The organism is Stenotrophomonas pictorum JCM 9942, from assembly GCF_001431585.1.
GTDB lineage: Bacteria > Pseudomonadota > Gammaproteobacteria > Xanthomonadales > Xanthomonadaceae > Stenotrophomonas > Stenotrophomonas pictorum.
Map to the genome: position 1 here is coordinate 24,940 of NZ_LLXS01000028.1, position 15,384 is coordinate 40,323.

Annotated in this window: 16 protein-coding genes; 11 read left to right on the top strand and 5 right to left on the bottom strand. The window is 63.9% G+C overall.

Annotated elements, in window-relative coordinates:
- Position 1: 1 nt before the first annotated feature.
- From ARC78_RS10050 to ARC78_RS10065, 4 genes are all read left to right on the top strand, one after another.
- Positions 2 to 1,264 carry a cytochrome b gene (locus ARC78_RS10050; protein ID WP_054656761.1) on the top strand — a complete coding sequence of 421 codons (1,263 nt, stop codon included), beginning with the start codon at positions 2 to 4 and terminating at the stop codon, positions 1,262 to 1,264.
- Positions 1,257 to 2,000 (top strand): cytochrome c1, encoded by a 744-nt coding sequence (locus ARC78_RS10055; RefSeq protein WP_057506227.1) that lies wholly within the window; start codon positions 1,257 to 1,259, stop codon positions 1,998 to 2,000. The genes ARC78_RS10050 and ARC78_RS10055 overlap by 8 nt, the downstream gene beginning before the upstream one ends.
- A 154-nt stretch (positions 2,001 to 2,154) precedes the next feature.
- Positions 2,155 to 2,790 (top strand): glutathione S-transferase N-terminal domain-containing protein, encoded by a 636-nt coding sequence (locus tag ARC78_RS10060; RefSeq protein ID WP_054656762.1) that lies wholly within the window; start codon positions 2,155 to 2,157, stop codon positions 2,788 to 2,790.
- Between the two features lie 80 nt (positions 2,791 to 2,870).
- Positions 2,871 to 3,299: a ClpXP protease specificity-enhancing factor gene (locus tag ARC78_RS10065; protein ID WP_054656763.1), complete on the top strand. Its 429-nt coding sequence runs from the start codon at positions 2,871 to 2,873 to the stop codon at positions 3,297 to 3,299.
- A 187-nt stretch (positions 3,300 to 3,486) separates the two neighbouring features.
- On the opposite strand, the gene ARC78_RS10070 is transcribed toward ARC78_RS10065, so the two are convergent.
- From ARC78_RS10070 to ARC78_RS10085, 4 genes are all read right to left on the bottom strand, one after another.
- Complete coding sequence (locus ARC78_RS10070) at positions 3,487 to 3,837, bottom strand: DUF3301 domain-containing protein (protein WP_054656764.1); 351 nt, start codon at positions 3,835 to 3,837, stop codon at positions 3,487 to 3,489.
- Positions 3,838 to 3,889: 52 nt separating this feature from the next.
- Entirely contained in the window at positions 3,890 to 4,819 is a 930-nt protein-coding gene (locus ARC78_RS10075) for a DUF2272 domain-containing protein (protein ID WP_054656790.1), read from the bottom strand.
- Between the two features lie 101 nt (positions 4,820 to 4,920).
- Complete coding sequence (gene nadC, locus ARC78_RS10080; protein WP_054656765.1) at positions 4,921 to 5,778, bottom strand: carboxylating nicotinate-nucleotide diphosphorylase; 858 nt, start codon at positions 5,776 to 5,778, stop codon at positions 4,921 to 4,923.
- Complete coding sequence (locus ARC78_RS10085) at positions 5,778 to 6,047, bottom strand: Trm112 family protein (RefSeq protein ID WP_054656766.1); 270 nt, start codon at positions 6,045 to 6,047, stop codon at positions 5,778 to 5,780. The genes nadC and ARC78_RS10085 overlap by 1 nt, the downstream gene beginning before the upstream one ends.
- A gap of 59 nt (positions 6,048 to 6,106) precedes the next feature.
- Between ARC78_RS10085 and purE the strand changes: the two genes are divergently transcribed.
- Both purE and ARC78_RS10095 read left to right on the top strand, forming a co-directional pair.
- Positions 6,107 to 6,610 (top strand): 5-(carboxyamino)imidazole ribonucleotide mutase, encoded by a 504-nt coding sequence (purE, locus tag ARC78_RS10090; protein WP_054656767.1) that lies wholly within the window; start codon positions 6,107 to 6,109, stop codon positions 6,608 to 6,610.
- Positions 6,607 to 7,749 carry a 5-(carboxyamino)imidazole ribonucleotide synthase gene (locus ARC78_RS10095; protein ID WP_054656768.1) on the top strand — a complete coding sequence of 381 codons (1,143 nt, stop codon included), beginning with the start codon at positions 6,607 to 6,609 and terminating at the stop codon, positions 7,747 to 7,749. The genes purE and ARC78_RS10095 overlap by 4 nt, the downstream gene beginning before the upstream one ends.
- Before the next feature lie 304 nt (positions 7,750 to 8,053).
- Here ARC78_RS10095 and ARC78_RS10100 read toward each other — a convergent pair whose 3' ends face one another.
- Positions 8,054 to 8,632: a superoxide dismutase gene (locus ARC78_RS10100; RefSeq protein ID WP_054656769.1), complete on the bottom strand. Its 579-nt coding sequence runs from the start codon at positions 8,630 to 8,632 to the stop codon at positions 8,054 to 8,056.
- Positions 8,633 to 8,754: 122 nt separating this feature from the next.
- On the opposite strand from ARC78_RS10100, the gene grxD reads away from it, so the two are divergent.
- The 5 genes from grxD to ppnN all read left to right on the top strand — a co-directional run bounded on the left by grxD (position 8,755) and on the right by ppnN (position 15,382).
- Positions 8,755 to 9,075: a Grx4 family monothiol glutaredoxin gene (gene grxD / locus ARC78_RS10105; RefSeq protein ID WP_054656770.1), complete on the top strand. Its 321-nt coding sequence runs from the start codon at positions 8,755 to 8,757 to the stop codon at positions 9,073 to 9,075.
- An 11-nt stretch (positions 9,076 to 9,086) separates the two neighbouring features.
- A complete protein-coding gene (locus ARC78_RS10110) occupies positions 9,087 to 9,815 on the top strand; it encodes an SDR family NAD(P)-dependent oxidoreductase (RefSeq protein WP_054656771.1) in 729 nt (242 codons plus the stop codon).
- The gene (locus tag ARC78_RS10115) at positions 9,812 to 10,405 is read left to right on the top strand and encodes a YhgN family NAAT transporter (RefSeq protein WP_054656772.1); all 594 of its coding nucleotides are present in this window, start codon (positions 9,812 to 9,814) and stop codon (positions 10,403 to 10,405) included. The genes ARC78_RS10110 and ARC78_RS10115 overlap by 4 nt, the downstream gene beginning before the upstream one ends.
- A gap of 222 nt (positions 10,406 to 10,627) precedes the next feature.
- A complete protein-coding gene (locus ARC78_RS10120) occupies positions 10,628 to 13,882 on the top strand; it encodes a TonB-dependent receptor (RefSeq protein WP_083468343.1) in 3,255 nt (1,084 codons plus the stop codon).
- 111 nt (positions 13,883 to 13,993) lie between these two features.
- Positions 13,994 to 15,382, top strand: coding sequence for a nucleotide 5'-monophosphate nucleosidase PpnN (gene ppnN / locus ARC78_RS10125; protein WP_054656791.1), 1,389 nt, complete (start codon positions 13,994 to 13,996; stop codon positions 15,380 to 15,382).
- Positions 15,383 to 15,384: the final 2 nt, after the last annotated feature.

The following is a 15,384-nucleotide window of genomic DNA, read 5'->3' on the forward strand; positions in this document are numbered from 1 at the left end:
CATGGCCGACAACATTCTCACCCGCACCGCCACCGGCGTGGCCAACTGGGTCAATGAGCGTGCTCCCGGCCTGATGCCGGTTTATCGCAAGCATGTCAGCGAGTACTACGCGCCGAAGAATTTCAACTTCTGGTACTACTTCGGCTCGCTGGCGATGGTGTTGCTGGTCAACCAGATCCTGACCGGCATCTTCCTGACGATGCACTACAAGACCAGTGCAGCCGAGGCGTTCGCATCGATCGAATACATCATGCGCGACGTGGAGTGGGGCTGGCTGATCCGCTACATGCACTCCACCGGTGCCTCGTTGTTCTTCATCGTGGTCTATCTGCACATGTTCCGCGGTCTGATGTACGGCAGCTACAAGAAGCCGCGTGAGCTGGTGTGGATCCTGGGCATGCTGATCTACCTGGTGCTGATGGCCGAAGCCTTCATGGGATATGTACTGCCGTGGGGACAGATGTCGTTCTGGGGTGCGAAGGTGATCATCTCGCTGTTCGGTGCCATTCCGGTGATCGGCAACGGCCTGACGGAGTGGATCATGGGCGACTACCTGCCCGGTGATGCCACCCTCAACCGCTTCTTCGCCCTGCACGTGATCGCGTTGCCGCTGGTGCTGCTGCTGCTGGTGGTGCTGCATCTGGGGGCGCTGCACGAAGTGGGCTCCAACAATCCCGATGGCGTGGAGATCAAGAAAGGGCCCAAGGGCAACCGCTGGTCGGCGGGCGCGCCGGCCGATGGCATCCCGTTCCATCCGTACTACACGGTCAAGGACATGGTGGGCGTCGGCTTCCTGCTGGTGATTGCGGCCTTCATCATTTTCTTCGCCCCGGGTTTTGGCGGACTGTTCCTGGAGCATGACAACTTCACCGAGGCCAATCGGCTGGTGACGCCGGCGCACATCAAGCCGGTCTGGTACTACACCCCTTACTACGCCATGTTGCGTGTGGTGCCGGACAAGCTTGGTGGTGTGATGGTGATGTTCTCGGCCATCGCCATCCTGTTCCTGGTGCCCTGGCTGGACCGGGCCAAGGTGAAGTCGATCCGTTACCGCGGTCCGCTTTCCCGGTTGATGCTGGGCCTGCTGGTGGTGTGCTTCGTATGGTTGGGGGTAATCGGCTCCGGCCCGGGAACGGCGATCTGGGAAACCTGGGTCGGGCGTGTACTGACTTTCCTGTACTTCGCCTTCTTCATCACCATGCCGCTGTGGACCACGCTCGACAGCACCAAGCAGGTACCGGACCGGGTGACGACGCATGACTGACAAATGGATGGTGCGGCTGCTCTTTGCAGCAGCGATGCTGTTCTGTACCTCGGCGTCCGCAGCCGATGGCGGGGCCTTGCAGCAAGCGGGAAATGACCTGGGGGATCGCGCATCGCTGCAACGCGGCGCCCAGGCCTACATGAGTTATTGCTCGGGCTGCCACTCGCTGAAATATCTGCGTTATTCGCGTATGGCCGAGGACCTGGGGCTGACCGAAGAACAGGTGATGGACAATCTCAACTTCACCGGTGCCGCGTTCGGCGAGCAGATCCAGGTGGCGCTGCCGCATGAGGCGGCCACCCAGTGGTTCGGCAAGATGCCACCGGATCTGAGCCTGATTGCCCGGGTTCGAGGAAGCGACTGGATCTACAGCTATCTCAAGTCGTTCTACGTGGACGAGTCGCGGCCGCTGGGCTGGAACAACGCCGTATTCCCCAATGCCTCCATGCCCAATCCGCTCTGGGAGCTGCAGGGCATGCAGCATGCGGTGTATGGCAAGGCCGAGCAGCCCGGGCTGGATCCCCCGGTCACCGGGCTGAAGATCGACACGCCTGGCAAGGTGGATGCCCGCGCATACGACCAGACGGTACGGGACATCACCAATTTCCTGGAATATGCCGGTGAGCCGGCAGCCCTGAAACGGCAGAGTATCGGGGTGTGGGTGGTGTTGTTCTTGGCGCTGCTGACGTTCCTGGCGTATCTGCTCAAGACCGAGTACTGGAAAGACGTGCATTGATTTCACGTGGCCCGGTGCGGGTGCAGGCACGGGGTGATGGCAGGGCCTTGGAAATTGTCTCGCCCGATTGCACACTCGGGAGACCGTGGCGACCGTCGGCAATGGGTTGGCGGAGCTGTAAGGCTGGCGGATTCCGGCCGTTGGAGAGCCTTTGATGGCGGCGAGTGTGCGTATGCGTAATACCCTGACTTTGTTCTCTGCCAATGACGATGTGCTGTGCCATCGGGTGCGGTTGGTATTGGCGGCCAAGGGCGTGACCTACGATCTGGTCCCGGTCGATGCGCAGAATCCGCCGGAAGATCTGATCGACCTCAACCCCTACCATTCCGTGCCGACCCTGGTCGAGCGGGAGCTGGTGCTCTATGCCGCCTCGGTAGTGAGCGAGTATCTGGATGAGCGCTATCCGCATCCGCCGCTGATGCCGGTCGATCCCCTGTCGCGGGCCCGGCTTCGCCTGGCGATGCTGCGCATCGAGCACGACTGGGTACCGCAGGTGCAGGCCATCCAGCTGGGCAACAAGACCCAGGCCGAAGCCGGACGCAAGCGCCTGAAGGAGCTTGTGGCGCAGTCGGTGCCGCTGTTCAAGGCGAGCAAGTTTTTCCTGAATCCGGAAATGAGCCTGGCCGACTGTGCGATTGCACCGATCGTGTGGCGGCTGGAGTCGCTGGGCATTCCGCTGCCCAAGGACGGCAAGGCGATCGAGGATTACGGCAACCGCATCTTCCGTAACCCGGGGTTTATCCGCAGCCTGACCGACCAGGAAAAGAAGCTGCGCGACCTGCCGGCCTGAGCGGGGAACAGCTGTACTTGACCCCATCGAACACCGCCTCCGGGCGGTGTTCGCGCTTCAATGCGGCGTACACTTGGCATATGAGTGAAGAATCTTTTCGCATGAGCAGCCACCGTCCGTACCTGTTGCGGGCGCTGGTGGAATGGATCAACGACAACGGTATGACGCCGCACATCATGGTGGATGCGGGAGTCCCGGGCGTGCAGGTGCCGGCCAGCGCGATCAAGGAGGAGCGGGTCGTGCTCAATGTCGCCGAGCGCGCGGTAATGCGTCTGCATATCGACAATGAGACGGTCAGCTTCACGGCACGCTTCTCCGGTGTCAGTTTCCCGGTGAGCGTGCCGATCTCGGCGGTACTTGCGGTGTACGCGCGGGAGACCGGGCAGGGCATGGCGCTGCCGGACGATGTTCCCGGTGCGGACCTGCCCCCGGACGATGACGATACGCCGCCGTCGGCACCCGAGCCGCCACCGGCGGGCAAGCGCCCGTTCCTGCGGGTGGTCAAGTAATCCGACACATCGCCGCCGCAAGGTGGCGATTCTTTTTGGGCGATGGCACCGGTCCGGGTTGCCCGGACTCGGCGGCTGCAATCTCCCCCGCCGTCCGGCAGGGGCGCGATCAGCTCACGGGTTGCAGTGGGACTAGGCCTGGGTGTTGCCGCTGCCTGGGAGGCTGAGGGGGCGCTTGCCTGCTGATTCAGATGTCTTCAGCTTCTTCGCCAGATTGGCGGATCTTGCCGATCTGCGCCGCGGCCGGGCCGGAGAAGGACACCAGCTCACGACCGAGCAGCACCAGGCGACCGGTGTGGCGTTCTATGCCGTCGTAGGAGTAGTCGAAGCGGAAGCTGCGCTCGAAGCCCAGCCAGCCGCTGGGCAGGCGGCGCAGGCGCATGCCGGTGGCATGCACGCTGTGGTCCAGCCATTGCACATCGGCAGCACGACAGGCGTTGCGGCCCAGTTCGCTGGCACGCTCGGCTGCGGCGCGGCCGGTGTCCCACAGCGCGAAGCCGATGGCGCCGATGATCATCAGGATGAGAAGAGTAGGCATGGCCACACTCTAGGGGCTGTCAGTGGAAAGCGGAACCGGGTGGGCGCTGCTGTCAGCGGGATGTGGCGTTGCCGGTTTCTGTGGCCGCGGGCTGTGCTGGTATGACTGGCGCAACCGCGGGCCCCTGTGACGCGGTCGTGGGCAGCAGTTTCAGCAACGCGGCCCAGTCCTGCCGGTTGAGGTTGCAGTCTTCCTCATTGCCGGGGGTGCAGCCTTGCGCGCCGATCTGCCCGGTGTTGCCGCCATCCGGGCGCGGCAACTCGACCAGACCGGTGCGGCCCAATGCCAGTTTGCGCATCACCACCGAGTTGGCGACATTGCCGCCGACCAGGTGCAGCGTGCGATCACCGCCGGCGTTGGCGGTCACCACGATCTCGCAATGGGATTGCCAATTGCCGGCGCTGCCGTTGCCCAATGCCTGGATCAACCCGCTGTAATTGAGCGTCGTGCTGCGGTTGCGAAGAAAGCACAGCATGTCGCCGGGGGCGGGTTTCTCGGTTGCCGGATCGGCGAGCCTGTAGGGGCCGTTGCCGCCGCTCTGGTAAGCGGCACGGATGTAGTCGATATGGCGCGGTGAGCGGTTGAAGCCGGTCACGCCGGCGCGGGTCATGACCCAGGAAATGAATGCCGCCGACCACGGGTTGTCGATCAGGAAGGCGCGGCAGTCGCTGTCGGTGTAGCGGTTGCCGGTGGCGACAAAGCAGCTCTGGGCACCGGGAACACTGCCCATTGCGCCCAGCGTTCCACTTTCGCGCCAATAGCCGGCCACGCGCTGCCACGCGATGACGCCATTGTCGGCCAGGCTGCCGCTGTCGGCCTCTGAAGCGCCGAGGCTGGCGATGCGTCCGTCGCGGTCGATGAACGGGCGATACCAGAGCCGGTGTTCGTTGCAGGTGGTGCGCACGATGGCCTGGGCGGTGGTGCTCAGGCCGTAGCGCGGCGGGATATCGCAGACTTCGATCGCCAGCGCGCCGGTTGACATGAGTGCGAGCACTGAGCCGAAAAACAGGTGCCGGTAGACCACGGTGAACTCCTCATCCTTGAACGGAGCGTTGCAGAACCGGCAGTGCTCGTGCCGTGAAATCAGCCCGGTGGCGGGCCGAGCTTGAGGGACAGGTCGATCGCCTGGATGTGCTTGGTCAGGCCGCCGATGGAGATGAAGTCCACCCCGTCCTCGGCAATGGCACGGACCACGGTCAGGTCCACGCTGCCGGAGACTTCCAGCGGAATGCGCCCGGCCGCGATGCGCACCGCGTCGCGCCGCATCCCGGCGCTGAAATCGTCGATCAGGATGCGTTCGCAGCCGGCGGCCAGGGCTTCCTGCAGCTGTTGCAGGTCTTCCACTTCCACCACCAGCGGCAGTTGCGGCTGCTGGGCGCGGGCCGCCTGCACGGCGGCGCTCAGCGAACCGGCGGCGCGGATATGGTTTTCTTTCAGCATCACCGTATCGAACAGGCCCATGCGGTGGTTGTCGCCGCCGCCGCAGCGGACCGCGTATTTCTGGGCCTGGCGCAGGCCGGGCAGCGTCTTGCGGGTGTCCAAGATGCGCGTGCCAGTGCCGGCCACGGCCGCCACGTAACTGGCGGTGACAGTGGCGGTGGCGGACAGCGTCTGCAGGAAATTGAGCGAGGTGCGCTCGGCGCTCACCAGACAGCGGCTGCGGCCTTCCAGCGTTGCCAGTACGGTGCCGGCGCTGACGTGATCACCCTCCAGTACGCGCCAGTGGATCTTCACCGCCGGGTCGAGCGCGCGGTGTGCGGCATCAAACCAGGGCCGGCCGGCAATCACCGCGTCCTGCTTGCACAGCAGGTAGGCGATATCCGCCGTGTCCGGCAACAGGGCGGCGGTGACATCACCGCTGCCGATGTCCTCGACCAGGGCGCGGGCGACGTCGGCCTCGACCTGCGCCTGCGGCGGCGCGGCTGGCGGGTGCGGCAGCATCAGGCGCCCGGGAAGTCGGCGATCTGCGCGGTGGCAATGGCTTCTTCGGCCAGCAGTACCGGAATGCCGTCCTCGACCCGGAACAGCTGTTTGCGGTCACGGGTGACGAGCACTTCGCGCAGTGGCTGGGTCTGGGCGCTGCCATCGGCACGGTTGACCGTACCTGCGGCGATGGCGCGGTTCAGTGCGTCCAGGCCGGCGCTTTCCAGCAGGAGCAGCGGCTGGCGGGTGTCTGGGGAGACGAGCAGGTCGAGCAGTTTGCGGTCCATCAGGTCTTGGTCTTGCGTGGAAGATGGCTAGAATACGTCTTTGCAGCAGGTGACGGCCAATGACCCCCAACCCCTCCGTGCCGCTTGTCGGCATTGTCATGGGTTCCCGTTCCGATTGGGAAACCATGCAGCACGCCGCCCAGAAGCTCGATGCGCTGGGTGTTCCCTACGAAGTGAAGGTGGTTTCGGCGCATCGCACGCCGGACGTGCTGTTCACCTATGCCGAAGAGGCGGGCGCGCGTGGTTTGCGCGCGATCATCGCCGGTGCCGGCGGTGCCGCCCATCTGCCGGGCATGATCGCGGCCAAGACCGCGGTGCCGGTGCTGGGTGTGCCGGTGAAGTCCAAGGCCTTGAATGGCATGGATTCGCTGCTGTCGATCGTACAGATGCCGGCCGGTATTCCGGTGGCGACGTTCGCCATCGGTAGCGCTGGTGCCTCCAATGCCGCGCTGTTTGCCGCGGCGATGCTGGCGCCCGAGCAGGTGGCGATCGGCCAGGCGCTGACTGCATTCCGCGCACGGCAGACCGCTGATGTGATGGCCAACGACGATCCGCGGCAATGATCACCGTCGGCATCTTGGGAGGCGGGCAGCTGGCCCGCATGATGGTGTTGGCCGGTGCTCCGCTGGGGGTGCGCTTTGTGGTACTGGATCCGGTCGCCGATGCATGCGCCGGACAGGTGGCGCCGCTGCAGGTCGGGGCATTCGATGATCCGGTCGCGCTGGCCGAGTTCGCCGCCAAGGTGGATGTGGTCACCTTCGATTTCGAGAACGTGCCGGCCGCCAGTGCGCACTGGCTGGCCGAGCTCAAACCGGTGTTCCCGAACCCGGCCGCGCTGGCTGTGGCGCAGGACCGCCTGAGCGAGAAGACCCTGTTCCGGGAATTGGGGATTCCATTGCCGCCGTTTGCAGATATCCGCAGCCGCGACGAACTGGCTGCCAGGGTCGGCGAGTTCGGGCTGCCGTGCATCCTCAAGACCCGCCGTCTCGGTTACGACGGAAAAGGCCAGTTCCGCCTCCGCAATGAGGCCGATATCGACGCGGCCTGGCAGGCGTTGGGCGCGCAGGTCGAAAAGACCGGCCTGATTCTGGAAGGTTTCGTCGCGTTTGACCGCGAGGTCAGCGTGGTGGCGGTGCGGGGGCGTGATGGCGAATTCCGTGCGTGGCCGCTGACCGGCAACTGGCACGTCGATGGCGTGCTGTCGGCCAGTCTGGCGCCTGCACAGGCCAGCGCCGCGCAGCACGAAAAGGCCATGAGCTACGCCCGGCGTGTGGCCGAGCGGCTGGATTACGTGGGCGTGTTCGCCCTGGAGCTGTTCTGCCGGGGCGAGGAGCTGCTGGTCAACGAGATGGCCCCGCGCGTGCACAACTCCGGCCACTGGACCAGTGATGGCGCCGAGACCTCGCAATTCGAGAACCACATCCGTGCGGTGCTCGGTCTGCCGCTGGGCGATACCCGCGTGCTGGGCCATGTATGCATGTTGAACTGGCTGGGGCGGATGCCGGATGTGGCGGCGGTACTGGTTGAGCCATCGGGCCACTGGCACGACTACGGCAAGTCGCCGCGCGAAGGGCGCAAGGTCGGTCATGCCAACCTGCGCGAGGACTCGGCCGAGGCATTGGCCGCGGCGCTGGAGCGGGTGGGTGCCGCGTTGGGCCGTCCGGCACAGGTGGCACCGGTGGTGGAGACGCTGCGTCGCTGAGGCGCAGCCGTTGCATCGTTCGGGACCTGTGTGCCTGGTGTCTCCGGCACCTCCATTGGAGACACTCGATGCCGGGCTGGAGTCGGTATTGCGGTGAGCTCAACGGTCGGATCGGCGAGTGGGTCGCGCCGGCTGCGGTAGTGACCCCGTGCTGCGATAGCGGTATCACCGTTGGCTCCGGTCTCGGCCAGCGCGCAAACAAGCGTGCTGCAATCGCCACAGGTCATGGGCGCCCATCCTCACTGCCGGTAACGCCGGTACGGCATCACAACCTTTCGCTGAACCAGTGCGGCCGCGGTGCGGCTCAGCGCAACTGGCTGGCGACGAAGTCCCAATTGACCAGTCGCCAGAATGCCCGCAGGTAAGCCGCGCGGTCACTCTGGTGGTCGGTGTAATAAGCATGCTCCCACACATCGCAGGCCAGCAGCGGGGTGCTGGTGCCGGTCAGCGGCGTGTTGGCATTGCGCGTGGAGACGATGGCCAGGCTGCCATCGGCGTGCTGCACCAGCCAGACCCAGCCCGAGCCGAACACGGCCAGCGCGGCCCGATTGAATTCCTCGCGAAGTTTCTGCACGTCACCGAAATGCCGGGCAATGCGCTCGGCCAGCGGGCCATGTGGCTCGTCGCCGGCCCGTGGGTGCAGGCATTGCCAGTAGAACGCGTGGTTCCACGCCTGCGCGGCGGCCTCGAACAGACTGCCTTGGCTGCCCAGCACGATATCTTCCAGCGAGGCCTCGGCCAGTTCGGTGCCGGCGATGCCTGCATTGACCCTGTCGACGTAGGCGCGGTGATGGCGGCCGTGATGCAGGTCCAGGGTCTGGGCGGAAATGTGCGGTTGCAGCGCGGTGCGGGAGTAGGGCAGTTCGGGCAGTTCGACGGGCATGGTCCGTATCTTTTTGAGGGCAAAGGCGCCGGGAGTTGGCCGGCTCGGCTTACAATTGGCCACCACGTGAAAGTCTATCCGACAGGACAGGCCGTTCTTTCGCAGCAGCAGGGAGAATTCGAATGCCGGTGATGGAGCAAATCCAGGCCGAAGTGGAACAGCACCCACTGGTCTTGTTCATGAAGGGCACACCGCAGTACCCGATGTGCGGCTTTTCCAGTCGCGCGGTGCAGGCGCTGATGGCGGCTGGGGCGGCAGGATTACGCACCGTCAATGTGCTCGAGTTTCCCGAGGTGCGCGCCAATCTGCCACGTTATTCCAACTGGCCGACCTTTCCGCAGTTTTTCATGCACGGCGAGCTGATCGGTGGCTGCGACATCATCCTTGAACTGCTCGAGTCGGGCGAGCTGAAGCGCATGGTCGCCGAGGCGGGCCAGGCGTGAGTGCGCAGCCGATGGCGGAGAGCCGGATCGATCTGGCCGGACGTGTCGTGCTTGTCTCCGGCGCGGCCGGCGGGCTCGGAGCAGCCGCAGTGCGGGCCTGTACCAGTGCCGGGGCCACGGTGGTGCTGCTCGGGCGCAAAGTCGCCAAGCTCAATCGCGTCTATGACAGCGCCGCATCGCTTGGGCCCGAGCCGCTGCTGTATCCGCTGGATCTGGAGGGCGCCACGCCCGATGACTACGCCGCGCTGGCCGAGCGCCTGGCGTCCGAAGTGGGGCGGCTGGATGGACTGTTGCATTGCGCGGCCGACTTCGCAGGGCTGACGCCCTTTGCACTGGGAGACCCGGCGGCGTTCGCACGCGCCATCCATGTGAACCTGACCGCGCGCGCCTGGCTGACCCAGGCCTGCCTGCCGCTGCTGCAGAAACGGGAGGATGCCGCAGTGGTATTGGCGCTGGATGACCCGCAGCGGGTGGGGCAGGCCTATTGGGGTGGTTACGGTGTAGCCCAGTTCGGACTGCGCGGGCTGCTGGAAAGTCTGCATCACGAGTTGCGCAACGGGCCGGTACGGGTCAGCGGCCTGCAGCCGGGGCCGATGCGCACCGCGCTGCGCGCGCGTGCATTCACCCATGAGCAAGACCTGGTCCCAGTCGATCCGGCTGCCTATGCCGCCGCCTGTGTGCAGTTGCTGGCGGCCGACGGTAGCCGGTGGCGCGGCAAGGTGATGGATCTGTCCGTGTGACGATCCTGTCGGCGGCATTGCTGCTGTTCCTGATTCTCGACCCGCTGGGCAACATCCCGGTGTTTCTGAGTCTGCTCAAGCCCTTGGCGCCGCGCCGCCAGCGCCTCGTGCTGGTGCGCGAGCTGTTGATCGCGCTGGCGGTACTGATGGCGTTTCTATGGGGCGGCAAGTACGCGCTGGAGCTGATGCACCTGCGGCAGGAGTCTGTCGCCATCGCTGGCGGCATCGTCCTGTTCCTGATCGGTATCCGCATGATTTTCCCGCGGCCGGAGGGGCTGATGGGCGCGGTGCCTGATGGCGAGCCGTTCATTGTGCCGATGGCCATCCCGCTGGTAGCCGGTCCTTCCGGAATGGCCGCGGTGATGTTGATGGGCAGCAACGAGCCCGATCGCCTGCTGGACTGGAGTCTTGCATTGCTCCTGGCGTGGGGAGGGACCGCCGCGATTCTGTTGTCCGCCACCTTGCTCTACAAGCTGCTGGGGGCCCGCGCGCTGACCGCGCTGGAGCGCCTGATGGGCATGCTGCTTGTCGCGATTTCCGTGCAGATGCTGCTGGACGGGATCGCCACGTATCTGGCCTCGCTTTCGTAACTTGTTGATTCGCTTGAGCCGGGATTGTTGCGTCGCATCACGACTGTCTTATGCCGGTCATATTCACAATCTAACGTGTTAACCTGATGTTAACCGTTGCGGCTGCAACCGCTCCGGAAGGTATCCCAGATTCAAGCCGATCAGGCGCCCGGTTGATCCCGGGGCTGATGGATCGCGTTTTTTCTTTCTCAATCGCTAACTCGTGTCGAGGCTACCCCAAAAATGAACCACCCACGCATCCGGATGTCCAAGCTTGCTCTTGGCCTCGTCGCCGCTCTTGCGGCCGCGCCCGCGTTCGCACAAAGCACGTCCGCCGGTGTCGGCGGCCAGGTCACCTCCGCTGCTGGCCAGCCGGTGACCGGTGCTGAAGTCACCATCACGCACGTCGAGTCGGGCACGGTCAGCCGTGCGACCACCGACGCTGCTGGTCGTTACAACGCCCGCGGTCTGCGTGTGGGTGGTCCGTACACCATCACCATCACCAAGCCGGGTGAAGGCACCAAGACCGAAGATGGCGTGTATCTGAACCTGAACCAGGTCAACACCGTCAATGCGGCCCTCACCGGCGATCTGGCTGCCACCACGCTGGAAGCGGTGCAGGTCATGGCTGTCGGTGCTGGTTCGGAAGTGTTCAGTGCCAACAAGATGGGCACCGGCACCAACGTGACCCGTGAAACCCTCGAGGCGCTGCCGTCGGCCAACCGCAACATCCAGGACTACATCCGTCTGGATCCGCGCATCTCGCAGGTCAGCAAGGCTGACGGCGCGATCTCGGCCGGTGGCCAGAACACCCGTTTCAACGCCATCCGCATCGACGGCATCGGCGCCGGTGACCCGTTCGGTCTGGAATCCAACAACCTGCCGACCGAGCGTCAGCCGGTGTCGATGGATGCCATCCAGGAAATCAACATCGATCTGGCCAACTACGACACCACCATCTACGGTGGCACCGGTGCGGTGATCAACGCCGTGACCAAGTCGGGTACCAACGAATTCCACGGCACCGTGTACGGCGCATACCGTGACAAGGACATGGTGCGTGAAACGCTCGATGGCGTGAAGGGCAAGTTCAACGGCTTCGACGACGAAACCACCTACGGCATGACCTTCGGTGGCCCGATCGTCAAGGACAAGCTGTTCTTCTTCGCCAACTACGAGAAGTATGAGCGCTCCGCGCCGGGCGTCAGCCTGAGCGAAGGCCCGTATGGCAAGGGCAGCGTTACCGATGCCGATATCACCAAGGTGCAGGACTACATGTCGGGCTTGGGTTACGACATCGGCAGCCTGAATGCGCCGGCCAACAAGACCGAGATCGAAGAGTACGCGGTCAAGCTGGACTGGAACATCAACGAGAATCATCGTGCGGCCCTGCGCTACAACAAGATGCAGCAGGACGTGATGCGCTTCCCGGGCCTGACCAACAGCACCGTTTCGCTGAGCAGTCACTGGTATTCGCAGCCGAAGATCTATGAAACCTGGATGGGCGAACTGTTCTCCGACTGGTCGGAAAACTTCTCCACCGAATTCAAGGTCTCGCACAAGGACTACTCGGCCAACCGCGTGCCGACCAGCAACCTGCCGCAGATCCGCATCAACGGCTTCGCTGCCAATGGCCGCGATGCTCTGCTGTTCGGTACCGAGCAGAACACCCACGTCAATATCGTGGAGTCCAAGGAACTGAGCGCCTTCGGTGCTGGTACCTGGTACGTCGGTGATCACACCGTCAAGTTCGGCTTCGACTACTCCGACAACGACCTGATGAACTTCTACGGCCGTAATCTCAACGGCGTTTACGAGTTCAACAGCCTTCAGGATTTCCTGGCGGGCAAGGTGAACCGTTACCAGCTGCGCGCGCCGCGTGCCGATGGCAGCATCGACGACATCCCGGCCTCGTTCACCCTGAAGAACACCGGTGTGTTCGTGCAGGACACCTGGGCGATCAACTACAACCTGAACCTGATGTTCGGCGTGCGCGTCGACATGCCGGATTTCAGCGACCAGCGCCTGTACAACCCGGAGATCGAGAAGGTCTACGGCTACAACAACACCAACCTGGTTGACAGCAAGCTGGTGCAGCCGCGCTTCGGCTTCAACTACACCTTCGACAGCGAGCGTCCGACCCAGCTGCGTGGCGGCGTCGGCCTGTTCGGTGGTGCGGCTCCGAACGTGTGGCTGGCAGGTGCCTACCAGAACACCGGTCTGAACTATGTCGAGTACGATCTGCGCGGCGCCAACGCTCCGGCGTTCGATCCGACCGTACCGCCTTCCACCGCGGGCATGACCCCGGGCAACGCCCGCCAGAACGTGGACCTGATCGAGCCGGGCACCAAGCTGCCGTCGGTGTGGAAGGCGAACCTGGCGTTCGATCACGAACTGCCGTGGTACGGCATGGTCGCCTCGGCCGAGCTGCTGGTCACCAAGGTCAAGGACGCGCTGTATTTCGAGCGTCTGGACCTGTACAACGCCGCGGGCGCAGGCCCGACTGCGATTGGCCAGGATGGTCGTGAGATCTTCTGGAATGCTGCCGGTCTGAATCCGAACAATGCTGGCAACTTCGGCATGGAAAACGGCACCAACGGTGCCGGTAACAAGGCCAACCGTCCCGGCAACATCGGTGACGTGATGTTGCTGCGCAACACCGACAAGGGCCGCAGCTCGCAGGCGACGTTCTCGGTGAGCAAGCCGATGACCGAGAACTGGGGCTGGTCGCTGGGTTACACCTACACCCAGGCCAAGGAAGTCAGCCCGTTGACCAGCTCGCAGAACACGTCGAACTGGAACAACACCATGATCTTCAACGCCAACGAGAACGTGGCCTACAACTCGCGTTATGCGATGAAGGACCGTGTGACCGGCACCCTGGAGTGGAAGCACAATTTCTTCGGCGACAACGCCACCCGCGTTGGCCTGTTCTATGAAGGCCGTAGCGGTCGTCCGTACAGCTACATCTTCTACAACGACGTGAATGGCGACGGTGCCGGCACCAACGACCTGTTCTACGTGCCGTCGGGCTATGGTGATGTGCTGTTCGGCAAGGTTGTCGGCGGCAAGTTCCAGCAGGATGCCGGCATGGAGAAGGCCTTCTTCGATTGGCTGGAGAAGACCCCGGAACTGGCGGGCTACAAGGGCCAGGTTGTTCCGGCCAATTCGCATCGTGCGAAGTGGGTCAACAGCTTCGACATGCGTATCAGCCAGGAGCTGCCGGGCTTCTTCAAGGGCCACAAGACTGAAGTTGCGCTGGACATCATGAATGTCGGCAACCTGCTCAACAAGAAGTGGGGCCTGATCGACGACTACGGCTTCTTCTCGACCCGTCGCATCGCCAACTATGGCGGTATCGATCCGGCAACCGGCAAATACATCTACCAGTTCACCGGCTCGACCGATAACCCGACGATCCAGGAAAACAACAACGACAAGGGCAACACCGGTGTGTCGCGCTGGTCGATGATGTTGAGCCTGAAGTACAAGTTCTGATCGTTTGATTGATCGGATGTGAATGAAAACGGCCGGGGCGACCCGGCCGTTTTCTTTTTTGTGGGGGCGGGGCTAAAGTCGATCGCCAATAAGGATGGAATGACGATGGAAATGAAGAACAGTGACGGTATGGCGCGTGCATTGCCGGTGCAGGATGCGCGCATCTACCCACGTGGCGGGCTGGACGTGCTGTCGCGGGCGGAAGTGGCCCGCCTGCGCGACGCCTCCGGCGGTGGCATGCACGAGCTGCTGCGCCGCTGTGCGCTGGCGGTGCTGACCAGTGGCAGCGCCTCGGATGATCCGCGCGCCGCGCGCGATCTCTATCCGGATTTCGACATCCAGGTGGCACAGCAGGACCGCGGTGTCCGCATCGATCTGAGCAATGCGCCGGCAATGGCGTTCGTGGATGGTGAGATCATCCGCGGTATCGCCGAGCTGCTGTTCTCGGTGGTGCGCGATCTGGCCTACATGGCAATCGAGCTGGGGCCGGAATACGCCTCGGACCTGGAGACTTCCGAAGGCATCACCAACGCCGTGTTTGGCCTGCTGCGCAACGCGCGCATCCTGCAGCCGAGCGAGCCGAATCTTGTGGTGTGCTGGGGCGGGCACTCGATCTCGCGCGACGAGTATCTGTATACCAAGCAGGTCGGCTACGAGCTCGGGCTGCGCAACCTGGATATCTGCACCGGCTGCGGCCCGGGAGCGATGAAGGGGCCGATGAAGGGGGCCACCATCGCCCATGCCAAACAGCGCAAGACCAACACCCGTTACATCGGCATCACCGAGCCGGGCATCATCGCGGCCGAGTCGCCGAACCCGATCGTCAACCACCTGGTGATCATGCCCGACATCGAGAAGCGCCTTGAGGCGTTTGTGCGTTTGGGTCACGGCATCATCGTATTCCCGGGCGGCGTGGGCACGGCCGAGGAGATCCTCTATCTGCTGGGGATCCTGTTGCGCGAAGAAAACAAGGAGCTCCCGTTCCCGTTGATTCTCAGTGGTCCGGCGATCGCCGCGCCGTACTTCGAGCAGATCGACCGCTTCATCCGTATGACGCTCGGCGACCAGGCCGCCAGCCGCTACGAGATCATCATCGGTGATCCGGTGGCGGTGGCGCGCAAGATGTCACAGGGGATCAAGCGTGTGCGCGAGTACCGCCTGGCGCACAAGGACTCGTTCTTCTTCAACTGGTCGGTGGAAATTCCTGCCGAGTACCAGAGCCCGTTTGTCCCCACGCACGAGGCAATGGCGGGATTGGACCTGCACCACGGCCGACCGGCACCCGAGCTGGCGGCGGACCTGCGTCGCGCGTTCTCCGGCATCGTCGCCGGCAACGTGAAGGAAGATGGTATGCGCCGGATCGAGGAGTTCGGTCCGTTCAAGATCCACGGCGACCCGGCGATGATGCAGGCGCTGGATGCGCTGCTGCGCGCCTTTGTCGAACAGCGTCGCATGAAGATCGCCGGGGATTACAAGCCCTGCTACCAGGTGGTGACCTGAGT